The following is a 15,593-nucleotide window of genomic DNA, read 5'->3' on the forward strand; positions in this document are numbered from 1 at the left end:
GGGCGCCGGGGCCGCCTCGCGGGGCGGCCCCGGCGCCGGGTGTCACAGCAGCTCGAGGATGGTCGCGTTGGCCTGGCCGCCGCCCTCGCACATCGTCTGCAGGCCGTAGCGGATGCCGTTGTCGCGCATGTGGTGCACCAGCGTGGTCATGATCCGCGCACCCGACCCGCCCAGCGGGTGCCCCAGGGCGATGGCGCCGCCGTTGGGGTTGAGCGCCTTGGCGTCGGCGCCGATGTCGGCCAGCCAGGCCAGCGGCACCGGCGCGAAGGCCTCGTTGACCTCGAACGCGCCGATCTCGTCGACCGACAGCCCCGACTTGGCCAGCGCCTTCTGCGTCGCCGGGATCGGCGCGGTCAGCATGACCACCGGGTCGGCGCCGGCGAGCACCGCGGTGTGCACCCGCGCGACCGGGCGCAGGCCGAGCTCGGCGGCCTTCTCCGACGTCGTCATGAGCAGGGCCGCGGCGCCGTCGGAGATCTGCGAGGAGTTCCCGGCGGTGATGACGCCGTCCTCGCGGAACGCGGTCTTGAGGGTGCCGAGCTTCTCCACCGTCGACTCGCGGATGCCCTCGTCCTGGCTGACGACGGCGCCGTCGGGCGTGGTCACCGGCGCGATCTGGGCGTCGAAGCGGCCCTCGGCGCGGGCGGCGGCGGCCTTCTCGTGCGAGGCGACGGAGAACTCGTCGCACTGCTGCCGGGAGAGTCCCCACCGCTGCGCGATCGTCTCGGCGCCCAGCCCCTGGTTGATCTTCGCGCCGGCGTAGCGCTCGAGGAACCGGGTGCCGAACGGGTTCGCGTCCTGCCGCGCGCTGCCCATCGGCACCCGCGACATCGACTCCACGCCGCCGGCGACGACGACGTCGTAGTGCCCGGCCACCAGCCCGGCGGCGGCGAAGTGCACCGACTGCTGCGAGGACCCGCACTGCCGGTCGACGGTCACGCCGGTCACCGTCTCGGGCCAGCCGGCCGCGAGCGCCGCCGTGCGGGCGATGTCGAAGGTCTGCTCGCCGACCTGGGAGACGCAGCCCCAGATGACGTCCTCGATCTGCGCCGGGTCGACGCCGGCCCGCTCGGCCAGCGAGGTGAGCACGTGCGCCGACAGGTCGACCGGGTGCACCCCCGACAGCCCGCCGTTGCGCTTGCCCACCGGCGTGCGCACCGCCTCCACGATCACCGCGTCACGCATGGTCGCTCCCCTCGACAGGTGTGGTCACCGGCACACTAACCCGCGCCGCCGGGGACCCGGCCCCGACGTCGCAGGAGCGCCGCCGCCGCGGCGGCGGCGAGCGCGGCCGCCGTCAGCCACCCCAGCGGCGCGCCGGCCAGCGGCAGGGCCGTCCCCCCGGTGACGCCGGCGACGAGCAGCACGACCGCCACCCCCAGCGCGGTGCCCAGCTGTGCCGCGGTGTTCAGCACGCCGGCGGCGGTCCCCTGCAGCCCGGGCGCGACGGCGGTGCCCAGCGCCGTCGCCGCCACCGAGGACACGCCGATGCCCAGGCCCGAGACGGCGACGGCGGCCGGGACCACCCACACCCCGGCGGCCGAGGCGAGCAGCGCGAGGTCACCGGCGGCGATGACGGCCAGGCCCGCCGCCGCGGCGGTGCGCGCCGGCACCCGGCGCAGGACGCGCGCGGCGAGGGCGGCGCCGCCCACCACGCACAGGCTGAAGGGCACCAGCGCGAGGCCCGCGGCCGCGGCGCCGAGGCCCTCGGCCTCCTGCAGGTGCAGGGTGGCGAGGGTGACCGCGGAGCTGGTGCCGGCGGTGTTGGCCGCCGAGGCGAGCACGCCGGCGCGCAGCCCGGGGTCCCGCACGGCGGCCGCCGGCAGCAGTGGGTCGGCGGCGCGGCGCTCCACCGCCGGGAGCGCCGCGGCACCGGCCAGGCCGGCCGCGACCAGCAGGACCCCGAGGAGACGGTGCCCGCCGTCCTCCAGCGTCGAGGCGCCGCTGACGACGGCGGCCACCGCGGCGGCGAGCAGCGCCGCGCCGGCCAGGTCGAGCGCGCCCTCGGCCCGGCGCGGGACCGGCGGCGCCGTGCGGCGCACCGCGGCGAGCAGCACGGCCGACAGCGGCACGGTGAGCCAGAACAGCACCCGCCAGCCGGCCAGGTCGGTGAGCACGCCGCCGAGGACCAGGCCGGTGGCCCCCGCCGCGGCGCCGGCCGCGCTCCAGGCGGCCAGCGCGCGGCGGCGTCCGGCCTCGTCCGCGGACGCGGCGGTGAGCAGGCGCAGCGCGGTCGGCACCGACAGCGCGGCCGCCGCACCCAGGGCGCCGCGGGCAGCCACCAGCACGCCCACCGACGGCGCGGTGGCCGCCGCCAGCGACGCGGCGCCGAAGGCCACCAGCCCGGCCTGCAGGACGCGCGCGTGCCCGTACCGGTCGCCCAGCCGTGCGCCGAGCACCAGCAGCGCGCCGAAGAGGACCGCGTAGACGGTCACCACCGGGGCCGCCGCCGACGCCGGCGCGCCCAGGTCGGCCAGCATCGCCGGGAGCGCCGCGACCACCAGCGTGGTGCCGAGGACGTCGACGAACTGGACCGCGCACAGCACCGGCACCGCGCCGCGTGCGGTCCGGACGGCAGCGGCGCTGCTCACCGGGGTCACGGATCGGCGGGTACCCCGCTTCTTCATCGATGAAGCACGCAGGATGGGTCCGTGCCCGACGACCGGCCGAAGACACTGCGGGACGTCGCCGCCGAGCTCGGCGTCTCGGCCAAGACGGTGTCCAACGCGTTCTCCCGCCCCGACCAGCTCTCCGCGGGCCTGCGCGAGCAGGTCCTGGCCACCGCCCGGCGGCTGGGCTACCCCGGCCCCAACCCGCTCGCCGCCGGGCTGCGCCGCGGCCGGGTCGGCGCGATCGGCGTCGCCTACGACAACGGGCTGTCCTACGCCTTCGACGACCCGGTGGCCGTGGCGCTCCTGGCCGGCGCCTCCACGGTGGCCGAGCCCGCCGGCGCCGGGCTGCTGCTGGTGCCCGGGTCGACCGACACGCACCGCCGGCTGGCCGCGGTCAACGACGCCGTCGTCGACGGGCTGGTCGTCTGCTCGCTCGGCGACGACGACCCGCTGCTGGCCGCCGCCGTCGCCCGCGGGCTGCCGCTCGCCGTCGTCGACCAGCCCCGCCCGGAGCGGCTGGCCGCGCTCGGCGCGCCCGGGACCCCGTGGGTGGGCGTCGACGACCGCTCGGCCGCGGCGGCAGTCGCCGAACACCTGCTGGACCTCGGGCACCGGCGGCTGGCCGTCGTGTCGTTCGGGATGCACCAGGAGCCGATCCGGCGCGGGCTCGCCGACCTGGAGCTGCAGGCCGCGGCCACCTACGCCGTCACCCGCGACCGGCTCGCCGGCTACCGCGACGCCGTCGAGCGCGCCGGGCTGGACTGGTCGGCCGTCCCGGTGTCCCACGGCGAGGACAGCACGCCCGCGGTCGGCGCGGCCGGCGCGGCGGCCGTGCTGGACACCGATCCCCGCCCCACGGCCCTGGTCTGCCTGAGCGACCGGCTCGCCGAGGGTGCGCTCGCGGTCGCCGCCCGCCGCGGCCTGCGCGTGCCCGACGACCTGTCGGTCACCGGCTTCGACGACGCGGCCACCGCGGCCGCGCTGGGTCTCACGACGGTGCGCCAGCCGACCCGGGAGAAGGGCAGCACCGCGGCGCGGGGCCTGCTCGAGCGCATCGCCGGCCGGCCGGCGCCGCCGCCGCGGGTGCTGCCGACCGAGCTGGTGGTGCGGACCTCGACCGGCCCGGCGCCGCGGGACTAACGGCCGCGCCAGACCGGCGGGCGGCGCTCGGCGAATGCGGTGGCGCCCTCGCGGGCGTCCTCGGAGGCGAACACCGGCTCGATGAGCTGCTGCTGCCGGGTCCAGCCCTCCTCGGCGGTCCAGTCGGCGGTGCCGGTGGCGATCTCCTTGGTGGCCGCGACGGCCAGCGGGCCGTTGGCGGCGACGACGCCGGCCAGCTCGACGGCCGCCTCGAGCGCGCCGCCCTCGTCGACCACCCGGTTGACCAGCCCGACCGCGGCGGCCCGCTCGGCGTCGACCGGCTGCCCGGTCAGCAGCATCTCCATCGCCACGGCCCGCGGGATCCGCCGCGGCAGGAACAGCGCGGCGCCGGCCGCGGCCACCAGCGAGCGGCTGACCTCGGGGACGCCGAAGCGCGCCGTCCGCGCGGCGACGACCAGGTCGCAGGCGAGCACCAGCTCGAACCCGCCGGCCAGGGCCCACCCCTCGACGGCGGCGACCAGCGGCTTGCGCGGCGGGGTCTGCGTGATGCCGCACAGCCCGCGGCCCTCGATCGCCGGGCGCTCGCCGCGCAGGAACGCCTTGAGGTCCATGCCGGCCGAGAAGGTGCCCCCGGCGCCGGTGAGCACTCCGGCCCGCAGGTCGCCGTCGGCGTCGAGCTCGTCGACGGCGGCGGCCACCCCCCGCGCCACGGCGGCGTCGAGGGCGTTCTTCGCCTCCGGCCGGTTGATCGTGATGACCTGCACGGCGCCGCGGCGCTCCACCAGCACGGGATCGGGCACCCGTCGACCTCCTCTTCTCGGCGCCCCGGTCAGCGGGGGCGGGACCACTCCTCGAGCACGGCGGCGGCGTCGGCCGGGCCCGGCGGGACGGACGCGGCGGGGCCGGCCGGGGTCCGGGAGAACCGCGGCGCCGGCGCCGCCTGCACCACCCCGTCGACCTCGGCGAACGTGCCGCGCGCGGCCAGGTGCGGGTGCGCCGGCGCCTCGCGCGGCTCCAGCACCGGCGTGACGCAGGCGTCGGTGCCCTCGAACACCCGCTCCCAGTGCTCACGCGAGTGGGCGGCGAACGCCGCGGTGAACGCCTCCCGCAGCCGCGGCCAGCCGGCCGGGTCCGACTGCGGGGGCAGGCCGGCGTCGGCGAGCCCGAGGCCGGCGAGCAGCTCGGCGTAGAACTGCGGCTCCAGCGCCCCCACGGCGACGTGCCGGCCGTCGGCGCAGGGGTAGACGTCGTAGAACGGCGCGCCGCCGTCGAGCAGGTTGGTGCCGGGCCGGTCCGACCAGACGCCCATCCCCCGCATCGACCACATCAGCTGCGAGACCAGCGCGACGCCGTCGACCATCGCGGCGTCGACGACCTGCCCGCGCCCGGACCGCGACCGCTCGTGCAGCGCGGCGAGGATCCCGACGAGCACCAGCATCGAGCCGCCGGCGTAGTCGGCGACCAGGTTCATCGGCGCCCGCGGCCGCTCCCCGGGGTGGCCGAGCGCCGCCAGCGTCCCGGTGACCGAGAGGTAGTTGACGTCGTGGCCGGCGCGGTCGGCCCACGGCCCGTCCTGGCCCCAGCCGGTCATCCGCGCGTAGACCAGCCCGGGCGCCCGCTCCAGGCAGACGTCGGGCCCCAGACCCAGCCGCTCGGCGACACCGGGCCGGAACACGTCGAGCAGCACGTCGGCGCGTGCGACGAGGTCGAGCACGAGCTCGCGGCCCCCGGCGGTCTTGACGTCGGCGGCGACCGGGCGCCGGCCGCGCAGCACGACGTCGCGCCCGGTGCCACCCACCCGCAGCGCGCCGGCGGGCCGCTCCACCCGGACGACGTCGGCGCCGAGGTCGGCCAGCACCATCGCCGCGTGCGGGCCGGGGCCGATGCCGCCGAGCTCGACCACCCGCAGCCCGGCGAGCGGCCCGGTCACGCCGCGGCCCGCAGGTGCCGGTCGAGGAAGCGGAGGATGCGCGCCCAGGCGTCCTCGGCCGAGGGCCGGTGGTAGCCGCCGCCGAGCACCCGCTCCAGCGCCGTGACCGGGCCGGGGTGCCGGTTGAGGAAGGAGTGCCCGGCGCCGGGGTACTCCCGCACGTCGTGCTCGACGTCGAGGTCGGTGAGCACCCGGTCCAGCCGGTCGGCGGCACCGCGCAGCGCCGGGTCGCGGCCGCCGTAGCTCGCCACGACCGGGCACGCCCCCGCCAGCACCCGCTCGGCGTCCCGGGGCAGGAAGCCGTAGTTGGGCGCGGCGACGTCGAACCCCCGGGTGGCGGCGACGAGCGCGAACCCGCCGCCCAGGCAGAACCCGAGGACGCCGATCCGGCCGGTGCAGTCGTCGCGGTCGGCGAGGAAGCGGCGGGCGGCCTCGAGGTCGCCGAACGCCGGGCCCTCGCCGCGGGACAGCGACCGGAAGGTCGAGCGCAGGCAGCGCCGGATCCCGCCCGCGCTGAACAGGTCGGGCGCGACGGCGAGGTAGCCCGCCGCCGCGAGCCGGTCGGCGTGGTCGCGGACGTCCTCGGTCAGCCCGAAGGCCTCGTGCACGACGACCACGCCGGGCCAGGGCCCCTCCCCCACCGGCGGGACGGCGAGGTGGGCGGACAGCTGCGGCGTGCTCACGCCACCGGGGACGACGGTGCTGGGCAGGACGGCCTCCGGGGTCTCGGACGGCGGTGTGGAGCGGTGCGGCGCGCCCGACGCTAGCCCGCTGGTGTGGCGCCCGTCTCACCGGGCCGGGTGCAGTGCGGATCACGGCCGCGGAGGTGGCACCCGGGACTCCGGAGGCGGACAGTTGGAATTGCAGACCCAGCAGGTCGGAGCCGTTGTCCTGTGACCGACACCGCACGTGGTGGGCCCGCCGGTGACGGCCGGGAGCGACCGTCGCCGCCGACCGTCGCTCGAGAGGAACCACCATGACCCGCCTGCGCTCCGCCCTCACCTCCGCCCGGGCCACCCGCGCCCGCCGCCGCGACGAGCGCGAGTTGCAGCGCGCCCTCGCCACCGCGCCCACCCAGGAGTCGGCGCACGAGATCGCCGCGCTGGCCGCCCGCCGCTGAGCCGTCCCGGCCCTCCTCCCGGCCCCGGAGCCCCTCGGCTCCGGGGCCGGCCCCGTTCCCGGACACGTGTGGTCCGGGCAACACCCCGCCGTTACGGTGGCACCCGGTGCCAGCACCGGACCCCCGGTCCGACGACAGCGGGAGACGACATGGCGGGCGCGTGGTTCGAGACGGTGGCCGAGGCGCAGCGGCGGGCGGAGCGGCGGCTGCCCAAGGGCGTCTACGGCGCGCTGGTCGCGGGGTCGGAGAAGGGCCTGACCGTCGACGACAACCTGCGGGCGTTCGACGAGCTGGGCTTCGCGCCGCACACCGCGGGCCTGTCGAACACGCGCGGGATGGCCACCACCGTGATGGGCCAGGACGTGTCCATGCCGGTGCTGATCAGCCCCACCGGCGTGCAGGCGGTGCACCCCGACGGCGAGGTCGCCGTCGCCCGGGCCGCGGCCGCCCGGAACGTGGCGATGGGCCTGTCGTCGATGGCCAGCAAGCCGATGGAGGAGGTCATCGCGGCCAACCCGAAGACCTTCTTCCAGCTGTACTGGGTGGGCGACCGCGACGCCATGGCCGCCAAGGTGGAGCGGGCCCGGCGGGCCGGTGCCGCCGGGCTGATCGCCACGCTGGACTGGTCGTTCGCCTACGGCCGCGACTGGGGCTCCCCGTTCATCCCGGAGAGGATCGACCTCGAGGCGGTCCGCCGCTACGCCCCGCAGGTCGTGCTCCGGCCGCGCTGGCTGCTGCAGTTCGCCCGCACGAGGAAGTTGCCCGACCTGTCCGTGCCCAACATGGTCGGCGACCCCGCCGAGACCCCGCCGACCTTCTTCGGTGCCTACGGCGCCTGGATGCAGTCGCCCATGCCGACCTGGGAGGACGTCGCCTGGCTGCGCGAGCTGTGGGGCGCCGACCGGCCCTTCATGCTCAAGGGCGTCATGCGCGTCGACGACGCGAAGCGCGCCGTGGACGCCGGCGTCACCGCCATCTCGGTGTCCAACCACGGCGGCAACAACCTCGACGGCACCCCCGCCTCGATCCGCGCGCTGCCGGCGATCGCCGAGGCCGTCGGCGACCAGGTGGAGGTGCTGCTCGACGGCGGCATCCGGCGCGGCTCCGACGTCGCCAAGTCCCTGGCCCTGGGCGCGAAGGCGGTCATGATCGGCCGCGCCTACCTGTGGGGGCTGGCGGCCAACGGCCAGGCCGGGGTGGAGAACGTGCTCGACCTGCTGCGCGACGGGCTGGGCTCCGCGCTGACCGGCCTGGCCCGGGAGTCCACGGCCGAGCTGACCCGCGAGGACGTCGTCGTCCCGCCCGGCTTCGAGCGGCGCCTCGGCGTGGCCGGACCCGATGCCCCGGTCGAGGCGGCCCCGGTCGAGGCGGCGCCGGTCGAGGCGGCGCCGGTGGCGTCGGCGCCCAAGCGCGCGCGGCGGCCCCGCACCGCCTCGTAGCGACGGCCATGCCGGGCGGGGCGCCTGGGGCGCCCGGTGCCCAGATCGGGGTGGTGTCGGCCACAGGAGGCTGATCGCGGGCGCCGGCCGACCTATGCTCGCGCCGTCATGGGCACGGGGAGTGCCGGAACGGTCGGGTTCCGGGTGTTGGGCGAGGTCGGCGCCGTCCGGGACGGCGTGCCCCTCGACCTCGGTGGTCGCCGGCAGCGGTCGGTGGTCGCCCGGCTGCTGGTCGCCGGCGGCCGGATGGTCCCCGCCGACGTGTTGGTCGCCGACCTGTGGCGGGCCTCCTCCCCCGCCGACGCGATGGGTTCGCTGCAGGCCCACGTCAGCCACCTGCGCCGCATCCTCGAGCCCGGCCGCGCACCCCGGACGCCGGCCGCGCTGCTGGTCACCGTCCCCCCGGGGTACGCGCTGCGGCCGGCCGAGGACGCCGTCGACGTGCTCCAGGCGCTGCGGCTGCTCGACGAGGGCGACCGGCTGGCCGCGACCGACCCGGCCGCGGCCCGGGAGCGCTACACCGCCGCCATCGACCTCTGGCGCGGCCCGGCCTACGCCGAGTACGCCGACGAGCCGTGGGCCGCCCCGGAGGCCGCCCGCCTCGACGAGCTGCGGCTGACCGCGGTCGAGCGGCGCGCCGCGGTGGCCCTCGACGCCCCCGGCGGACGCGACCCCCTGCCGCTGCTGCGCGCGCACGTGGCCGAGCACCCGCTGCGGGAGGAGGGCTGGCGGCTGCTGGCCCTCGGCCTCTACCGCGCGGGCCGGCAGGGCGAGGCCCTGGCCGCGCTGCGCGAGGTCCGCACCCGGCTCGCCGACGAGCTCGGCGTCGACCCCGGTCCGGAGCTCCGGGCGCTCGAGGAGGCCGTGCTGGCCCAGGCGCCCTCCCTGCTCCCGGCCCGCCCGCCCGCGCCCGCCGTCGGCCGGCCCGCCGCCGTCGCCCCGGCTCGCCCGCCGGCGGCCGCCGCGGCCGCGGCGCCCGTGCCGCCGGCGCCGCGGCCGGTCGGCCGGGACGCCGAGCTCGCCGCGCTCGAGGCGGCCGCCGGCCGCGCCGCGGAGGGCCGGCTCGAGGTCGCCGTGCTCGCCGGGGAGGCCGGCAGCGGCAAGACCACGGTGCTCGAGCACCTGCGCGCCGAGTACGCCGGCCGCGGCTGGACCACGCTCGCGGTGTCCTGCCCCGAGACCGACGGCGCCCCGCCCGCCTGGCCGTGGGCCGCGGCGCTGCGCGCGCTGGCCGCCACCGCCCCGCCGGAGGACCCCGCGCCGCTGACCCCGCTGCTGACCGACGACGTGCCCGCCGAGACCGGCGGTGACCCGACCGGCAACCGGTTCCGGCTGCACCGCGCGGTGGCCGGCTGGCTGGCCGCCGTCGCCGCGGCGACCCCGCTGCTGGTCACCGTCGACGACCTGCACCGCGCCGACCGCGAGAGCACCGCGCTCCTGCTGGACCTGCTGCCGGCCCTGGCCGGGTGCCCGGTGCTGGTGGTCGCCGGGCACCGGCCCGAGGAGAGCTCCGGGCTGGCCGACGTCCTGGCCGCCCTCGCCCGCCGCTCCCCCCTCGGCCTGCGGTTGCGCGGCCTCGAGCGTCGCGCCGTCGACGCGCTGGTCGAGGACTGGGCGCTCACGCCGGTCGACGGCCGCACCCGTGCCGCGATCGCCGCCCGCGCCGACGGCAACCCCTTCTACGTGCGCGAGCTGCTGCGGCTGGTCGACGCCGGCGCCGACGTCGACGCCGTCCCCGGCACCGTACGCGACGTGGTGCGGCACCGGCTGGCCTCGCTGCCCGCCCGCACCGGCACCCTGCTGCGGCTGGCCGCGGTCGTCGGGCGCGACGTCGACGCCGAGGTGCTGCTGGCCGCGGCCGCCCCCGCCGGCGGCGCGGACGACGACGAGGACGCGCTGGTCGAGGCGCTGGAGACCGCGCTGGTCAGCGGCCTGCTCGTGGAGCCCGGCCCGGGCCGGCTGCGGTTCGTGCACGCGCTGGTCCGCGACACGCTCTACGAGGACCTGTCCTCGCTGCGCCGCACCCGGCTGCACGGGCGGGTGGCCGCCGTCCTGGAGCGGCTGCGGCCCGACGACGTCACGGCGCTCGCCCACCACACCGCCGCGGCCGGGCCGGGCTCGGCCGCGGCGGCGGCGCGCTGGGCGCAGGCCGCCGCCGAGCTCGCCGAGCGGCGTTTCGCCCACGCCGACGCCGCGGTCATGTGGGGCCGGGCGGCCGAGGCCACCGCGACGGCCCGGCCGGGCGACGCGGCGGGGCTCGCCCGGCTGCTGGCCGCGCAGGCGCACGCCGACGCGATGGCCGGCGCCGTCGGCGAGGCCCGCGCCCTGCGCACCCGGGCGCTGGCGGTGCTGCCCGAGGACGCGCCGGCCGCGCTGACCGCGTCGGTCCTGCTGTCCTCGGACGTGCCGACCTTCTGGAACGCCTGGGTCGACCCCGTCGACGACCGGTTCGTCGCGCGCACCGAGCGCGCCGTCGCCGGGCTGCCGGCCGGGGACCCGCAGCGGGCCCGGCTGCTGGCGATGCTCGCCGTCGAGCTCGAGGAGCGGCACGAGGAGCGGGCCGTCGAGGTGTCGGCCCAGGCGCTGGCCGAGGCCCGCCTCGGCGGGGACCGGCTGGCGCTGGCCCACGCCCTGACCGTCCGGCAGTTCCACGCCGTCCGCGGGTCCGACCGCAGCGAGGCCACCGCGCTGGGCAGCGAGCTGCTCGCCCTGGCGCAGCGCGAGGGCTTCGGCCTGTTCGAGGCGGTGGCGCGGCTGGTGCTGCTGCAGGACACCTGCGCGGTGCTCGACCTCGAGGCCGCCGACCGGCACGCCGGGGAGGCCGAGCGGCTGTCCGCCGCCTACGGGCTGCCGCTGCTGCACGGCATCGCCCGCTGCTACGCCGGCCTGCGCGCCGCCGTCGCCGGGCGGGTGGCCGAGGCCGAGGCGGCGTACCGCGTGGCCGAGCAGGCCCTGCTCGACGCCGGCTACTACCCCCAGGTGGCGCGGGCCCTCCGGCTGACCACGCAGCTGTCCCTGCAGCTCGCCGACCCCGCGGCCCGGCCGGTCGCCCCCGAGGAGCTGGCCACCCTGGCGCCGATCTCGCCGGAGCTCGCGACCGAGTTCCAGGCCCTGGCGCTGGTCCTGGCCGGGCGGGTGGAGGAGGCGCGGACGCTGGGCCCGTCGCGCCACCGGGTCACGCGGGACCTGTTCACGCCGTTCCTCCAGTACTGCCGCGGCGTCGTCGGGCTGGCCCTGGGCGACGCCGACCGGATGGCCGAGGCCGAGGCCGAGCTGCTCCCCTACCGGGACACCGTGTGCGGGACGCACACCGCCCAGCTGGCCTTCGGCCCGACGGCGACCCTGCTCGCCCGGCTGGCCGCCGCGCGGGGTGACACCGAGGCCGCCGCGGCCCACCGCGAGGTCGCCGTCGCCGTCGCCGAGCGGACCGGGCACCCGGGCTGGATCGCGGCCGCCCACGCCGCGCCGGGGGTGCCGGGCTAGGAGCCTGCGACCAGGTCGCGGCGGCGCCGCCAGCCGGGCCCGGCAAGCCGCAGCAGCAGCCGCAGCGGCAGCGGGGTCGCGGCGAGCAGCCCGGCGCGCTCGCCGGGCGTGCCGCAGGCGTCGGCGAGCCAGGGCAGCGTGAACGCCGCCTGCCGGAGGCCGGCGCCGCGTGCGCAGAGCGCCTCGTAGCGGGCCAGGTCGCGGGCCGACACGCACCGGCGCACCGCCGGGAACACCTCGCGCTCCTCCTCGGCGACGTGCTCGTCGAGCGCATCGGCCAGCTCGCGGAGGACGGCCGCCGCGTGGCCGGCGTCCGGGCCCGCGGCGGCGAGCGCCGGCAGCACGGTCGCCGCCCGCCCGAGCAGCGCCCGCAGGGCGGTGTGGTCCTCGGTCAGCGGCTCCAGGTCGGCGGCGTGCGTGCCGGCGCAGGCCGCGACCACCGGCCACAGCACGGCGTCCTCCCGCTCGGTGTGCGCCCGCACCTCGCGCAGCACGCCCCGCCCGAAGGCGACCAGCGCCCGCCGCCGCTCCGGCGGCCAGCCGTCGCCCCCGGTCTGCTCGGTGGCCCCGGCGGCGGCGTCGGCCAGCAGCCGGCAGCCGGCCCGCAGCGCGCGGTGCGCCAGCGCCAGCCGGGAGACGTCGGCCTCGGGCTCGCCGGGCCGGCGGGGGGTGACGGGGAACGGCAGCGGCGCGGTCGCGGTCACCGGACGACCGTCCCGCGGCCCGGTTGCCGGTGACTTGCGACCGACTACCGCCGGCGCCGGAAGAGCCGGGCACCCCCGGGAGTTGCACCGGGCAACGATCGCCGTCGTCCCAGGAGCTCCACCATGCGCATCCCGCTGTCCGTGCTCGACCTCGCCCCCGTCGCCCGCGGGGAGACCGTCGGGGAGAGCATCGCCGCCAGCGTGGCCCTCGCGCAGCGGGCGGAGGAGGCCGGCTACCGCCGGGTCTGGTACGCCGAGCACCACAACATGCCGGCCATCGCCTCGTCGGCCACCAGCGTGCTCGTCGCCCACGTGGCCGCCCACACGCGCACCATCCGGCTGGGCGCGGGCGGCGTCATGCTGCCCAACCACTCACCGCTGACCATCGCCGAGCAGTTCGGCACGCTGGCCTCGATCCACCCGGGCCGGATCGACCTCGGCCTGGGCCGCGCGCCGGGCTCGGACCAGAACACCGCCTGGGCGCTGCGCCGCGACCCCGCGGCCGCCGACCGCTTCCCGCAGGACGTGCTGGAGCTGCAGGGCTACCTGACCGGCCGGTCGCGGGTGCCCGGCGTGGAGGCCGTCCCCGGTCGCGGGACCGACGTGCCGCTGTACGTGCTCGGCTCGTCGATGTTCGGCGCCGGCCTGGCCGCCGCGCTCGGCCTGCCCTACGCGTTCGCCTCGCACTTCGCCCCGCAGCTGCTCGAGCCCGCGGTGGCCGCCTACCGGCGCGACTTCCGCCCGTCCGAGCAGCTCGACGCGCCGTACGTCATCGCCGGGGTCAACGCGATCGCCGCCGACAGCACCGAGGCCGCGCGGGCCGCGCTCGCCGCCACCCGCCGCCGGCTGGCCGTCGGCCTGTTCGGCCAGGGCCGCGACCTCGACGACGCCGCCGCCGACCTGCTGCTGGAGTCGGGCGCGGGCCGGCAGGTGGACACCATGCTCACCCACACCGCGGCCGGCACCCCGGCGGAGGTCCGCGAGCAGCTGACCGCGTTCGCGCGGCAGGCCGACGCCGACGAGCTGATCGTCGCCCACCAGGTCCCCACCGCCGAGGGCCGGCTGCGCTCGGTGACCCTGGTCGCCGAGGCGATGGACGCCGTCGCCGCCTGAGACGTCCTCCCTCAGGGGAGGTACCGGGTCTGGCCGTGCGGTCCGCCGAAGAGCAGGACCTTGGCCGGCGTGACCCGGTAGACCAGCGCACCGCCCTCGGTTGCGCCGCCGGAGTCGCTGACCTCGACGAACTCCTCGCCGTGCACCTCGAAGTGCCAGTCGTCGCCGTACTTGGCGTACCAGGCGCCCGCGAGCGCCTGCAGCTCCTGCGGGTCGGTCACGCGCGTCGCGGTGCCCTCGACCACGACGTCGAGACCGCTGTCCCAGCCGTGCGCGCCGGTGCTGCCGGTGGTCACCGCCACGTGCGGGTTGCCGTCGAGGTTGCGCTTCTTCTGCTCCCCGGCGCCGGTGCAGAACGCGAAGCCGTCCTGCCAGACGCCCACCAGCGGCACCGCGTGCGGGCGCCCGTCGGCCCGGACGGTGACCACCCAGTAGAGCTGGGCGTCCGCGAGCAGCCGTTCGACGTCGGCCCACGGCGGCGCCGTGGCCGACGCGTCGCCGTAGCGGGGGTCGATCTCGCCGGTCGTCATGTCGGTTGTGACCGGTCCCGGCGCGGCGACTCATCGCCCGCGCCGGGTCAGCCCTCCGGGGTGCCGGTGCAGGCGAACAGGAACGCCGGCGGCACGTTCCACGGCGTGACGCGGGTGCGCACCTCGGCGAACCGGCGGCGCAGCTGACCGAGGACCAGCGGCGAGTACTGGATCACCAGCGCCGTCCCGCCGGGGCGCAGCGCCAGCGGGAGCTCGTCGAGCAGCCGGTGGCGCAACCCGGCCTCCAGCGAGGTGAACGGCAGCATCGAGACGACCACGTCGGCGCGCTCCCCGTCGAGGTGGGCGCCGAGGTCCTCCGCCGAGCCGCAGACGACCTGCAGCCGCGGGTCGACCGAGCGCTCGGTGAGCAGGCGGGCCAGCCGCGGGTCGATCTCGACGGCGACCAGCCGGGCGTCCGGGCCGAGCCGGGCGAGGATCTCGCGGGTGGCCACCCCGGTACCGGCCCCGAGTTCGACCACCAGCCGGGCCGCCGGGACGTCGGCGAGGTCGAGCATGGCCCGGACCGCGGTCCGGGACGTGGGCAGCACGGCGCCGATCTGGCGCGGGTTGCTCGCGAACGCGCGCAGCAGGCGCAGTCCGTCACCGAGGGCGTGGGTCACCGTCACTCCCGTCCGCCGCGCCGTCCGCGCCGCTGCCCGGACCCTGTCACGGACCGGTGGCCGTCGCCGCCCGAGCACCGTCCGCCCGGTGCGCGTCGAGCCAGGCGACGACGTCGGCCAGGACCTCGTCCTTCTCCGGCTCGTTGTGCGGCTCGTGGTAGAGCCCGTCGTAGACGCGCACCGTCAGGTCCGGCGAGCCGGCGTGCTCGCGGACGACCTCGCTGGCCGCCGGCGGCATCAGCCGGTCGTCCCCGCCGTGGATGACCAGCAGGGGCAGGCGCAGCCCGCGCAGCCGGTCGGGCATCCCGGCGGCGCCGAGCATGATCGCGGTGCCGGTGCGCGCCACCATCCTCCGGTTGTGGTTCAGCGGGTCGGCCCGGTAGGCGGCGACGACCTCGGGGTCGCGGCTGACCGTCTCGGCGTCGAGGGTGAGCACGCCCAGGCCCGGGGCCAGCCGGGACAGCAGCGGCGCGACCGCGCGCTGCACCGGGGTGGCGCTGCTGGTGTCGAGGGCCGGGGCGGACACGACGGCGCCGGCGACCCGCTCGTGCGGCGTGCCGGTCAGGTACTGCAGCGCGACCAGGCCGCCGAGGCTGTGGCCGTAGACGAACAGCGGGACGCCGGGGTGCCGGTCGGCGGCCGCGCGGGCGGTCTGCGCGACGCCCTCGACGGCCGCGGCCAGGCTGCGGATGTCGCCGCGGCGGCCCGGGGAGCGGCCGTGGCCGAGGTGGTCGGGCGCGTAGGAGGCGTACCCGGCGGCGCCGAGGCGCTCGGCCACGTGCGCGTAGCGACCGCCGTGCTCGTGCGCGCCGTGCACCAGCACCACGACGCCGACGGGGTCGGGCACCGTCCAGCCCTGCCAGTACTGCCCCGACGGCAGGCTGCCCTGCCCGTGCCTCACCGCTGTCGTCACGCGTCCTCCCGGTCCGGTCGTACCGGCG

14 protein-coding genes are annotated in these 15,593 nt (G+C 78.4%); 5 read left to right on the plus strand and 9 right to left on the minus strand.

Translation table 11 applies throughout. The features are described 5' to 3' along the window. Positions 1-42 precede the first annotated feature (42 nt). Entirely contained in the window at positions 43-1,185 is a 1,143-nt protein-coding gene (locus ACI79V_RS00540; protein ID WP_456885843.1) for a thiolase family protein, read from the minus strand. Positions 1,186-1,220: 35 nt separating this feature from the next. After that, positions 1,221-2,600, minus strand: coding sequence for an MFS transporter (locus tag ACI79V_RS00545; protein WP_456885845.1), 1,380 nt, complete (start codon positions 2,598-2,600; stop codon positions 1,221-1,223). Positions 2,601-2,651: 51 nt separating this feature from the next. Here ACI79V_RS00545 and ACI79V_RS00550 point away from each other — a divergent pair, with 51 nt between their 5' ends. Next, positions 2,652-3,752, plus strand: a complete 1,101-nt coding sequence (locus ACI79V_RS00550) for a LacI family DNA-binding transcriptional regulator (protein ID WP_456885847.1) — start codon at positions 2,652-2,654, stop codon at positions 3,750-3,752. Here the strand turns inward: ACI79V_RS00550 and ACI79V_RS00555 are convergent. The 3 genes from ACI79V_RS00555 to ACI79V_RS00565 are packed head-to-tail and all read right to left on the minus strand — an operon-like array spanning position 3,749 to position 6,326. Beyond that, positions 3,749-4,513, minus strand: coding sequence for a crotonase/enoyl-CoA hydratase family protein (locus tag ACI79V_RS00555; protein ID WP_456885849.1), 765 nt, complete (start codon positions 4,511-4,513; stop codon positions 3,749-3,751). The two genes, ACI79V_RS00550 and ACI79V_RS00555, sit on opposite strands and share 4 nt — an antisense overlap. A 29-nt stretch (positions 4,514-4,542) precedes the next feature. Then, on the minus strand, positions 4,543-5,643 hold the full coding sequence (locus ACI79V_RS00560; RefSeq protein ID WP_456885850.1) for a CaiB/BaiF CoA transferase family protein: 1,101 nt from the start codon (positions 5,641-5,643) through the stop codon (positions 4,543-4,545). Then, positions 5,640-6,326, minus strand: coding sequence for a dienelactone hydrolase family protein (locus ACI79V_RS00565; RefSeq protein WP_456885852.1), 687 nt, complete (start codon positions 6,324-6,326; stop codon positions 5,640-5,642). Before ACI79V_RS00565 ends, ACI79V_RS00560 begins: the two co-directional genes overlap by 4 nt. 293 nt (positions 6,327-6,619) lie before the next feature. Between ACI79V_RS00565 and ACI79V_RS00570 the strand changes: the two genes are divergently transcribed. The 3 genes from ACI79V_RS00570 (at position 6,620) to ACI79V_RS00580 (ending at position 11,685) form a co-directional block, all read left to right on the plus strand. Continuing rightward, positions 6,620-6,763, plus strand: coding sequence for a hypothetical protein (locus ACI79V_RS00570; protein ID WP_456885854.1), 144 nt, complete (start codon positions 6,620-6,622; stop codon positions 6,761-6,763). Between the two features lie 149 nt (positions 6,764-6,912). Further along, positions 6,913-8,202 carry a pre-mycofactocin synthase MftD gene (mftD, locus tag ACI79V_RS00575; RefSeq protein WP_456885856.1) on the plus strand — a complete coding sequence of 430 codons (1,290 nt, stop codon included), beginning with the start codon at positions 6,913-6,915 and terminating at the stop codon, positions 8,200-8,202. A 108-nt stretch (positions 8,203-8,310) separates the two neighbouring features. Next, positions 8,311-11,685 carry a BTAD domain-containing putative transcriptional regulator gene (locus ACI79V_RS00580; RefSeq protein WP_456885857.1) on the plus strand — a complete coding sequence of 1,125 codons (3,375 nt, stop codon included), beginning with the start codon at positions 8,311-8,313 and terminating at the stop codon, positions 11,683-11,685. Here the strand turns inward: ACI79V_RS00580 and ACI79V_RS00585 are convergent. Then, on the minus strand, positions 11,682-12,389 hold the full coding sequence (locus ACI79V_RS00585; protein WP_456885859.1) for a hemerythrin domain-containing protein: 708 nt from the start codon (positions 12,387-12,389) through the stop codon (positions 11,682-11,684). The two genes, ACI79V_RS00580 and ACI79V_RS00585, sit on opposite strands and share 4 nt — an antisense overlap. A 123-nt stretch (positions 12,390-12,512) precedes the next feature. On the opposite strand from ACI79V_RS00585, the gene ACI79V_RS00590 reads away from it, so the two are divergent. Further along, the gene (locus ACI79V_RS00590; RefSeq protein ID WP_456885862.1) at positions 12,513-13,502 is read left to right on the plus strand and encodes an LLM class flavin-dependent oxidoreductase; all 990 of its coding nucleotides are present in this window, start codon (positions 12,513-12,515) and stop codon (positions 13,500-13,502) included. A gap of 11 nt (positions 13,503-13,513) precedes the next feature. Here ACI79V_RS00590 and ACI79V_RS00595 read toward each other — a convergent pair whose 3' ends face one another. From ACI79V_RS00595 to ACI79V_RS00605, 3 genes are read right to left on the minus strand one after another with little or no spacing between them, the layout of a single operon-like run. After that, on the minus strand, positions 13,514-14,032 hold the full coding sequence (locus tag ACI79V_RS00595; RefSeq protein ID WP_456885863.1) for a pyridoxamine 5'-phosphate oxidase family protein: 519 nt from the start codon (positions 14,030-14,032) through the stop codon (positions 13,514-13,516). A 47-nt stretch (positions 14,033-14,079) separates the two neighbouring features. Then, on the minus strand, positions 14,080-14,652 hold the full coding sequence (locus tag ACI79V_RS00600) for a class I SAM-dependent methyltransferase (RefSeq protein WP_456885865.1): 573 nt from the start codon (positions 14,650-14,652) through the stop codon (positions 14,080-14,082). A 46-nt stretch (positions 14,653-14,698) separates the two neighbouring features. After that, positions 14,699-15,565: an alpha/beta hydrolase gene (locus tag ACI79V_RS00605; protein ID WP_456885867.1), complete on the minus strand. Its 867-nt coding sequence runs from the start codon at positions 15,563-15,565 to the stop codon at positions 14,699-14,701. Positions 15,566-15,593: the final 28 nt, after the last annotated feature.

It is taken from the genome of Geodermatophilus sp. SYSU D00700 (genome assembly GCF_054050255.1).

What these genes read in the sequence shown, in the direction of transcription:
- ACI79V_RS00540 (WP_456885843.1), bottom strand. Translation starts at nt 1,185, where the DNA reads ATGCGTGACGCGGTGATCGTGGAGGCGGTGCGCACGCCGGTGGGCAAG.
- ACI79V_RS00580 (WP_456885857.1), top strand. Translation starts at nt 8,311, where the DNA reads ATGGGCACGGGGAGTGCCGGAACGGTCGGGTTCCGGGTGTTGGGCGAG.
- mftD (WP_456885856.1), top strand. Translation starts at nt 6,913, where the DNA reads ATGGCGGGCGCGTGGTTCGAGACGGTGGCCGAGGCGCAGCGGCGGGCG.
- ACI79V_RS00590 (WP_456885862.1), top strand. Translation starts at nt 12,513, where the DNA reads ATGCGCATCCCGCTGTCCGTGCTCGACCTCGCCCCCGTCGCCCGCGGG.
- ACI79V_RS00595 (WP_456885863.1), bottom strand. Translation starts at nt 14,032, where the DNA reads ATGACGACCGGCGAGATCGACCCCCGCTACGGCGACGCGTCGGCCACG.
- ACI79V_RS00570 (WP_456885854.1), top strand. Translation starts at nt 6,620, where the DNA reads ATGACCCGCCTGCGCTCCGCCCTCACCTCCGCCCGGGCCACCCGCGCC.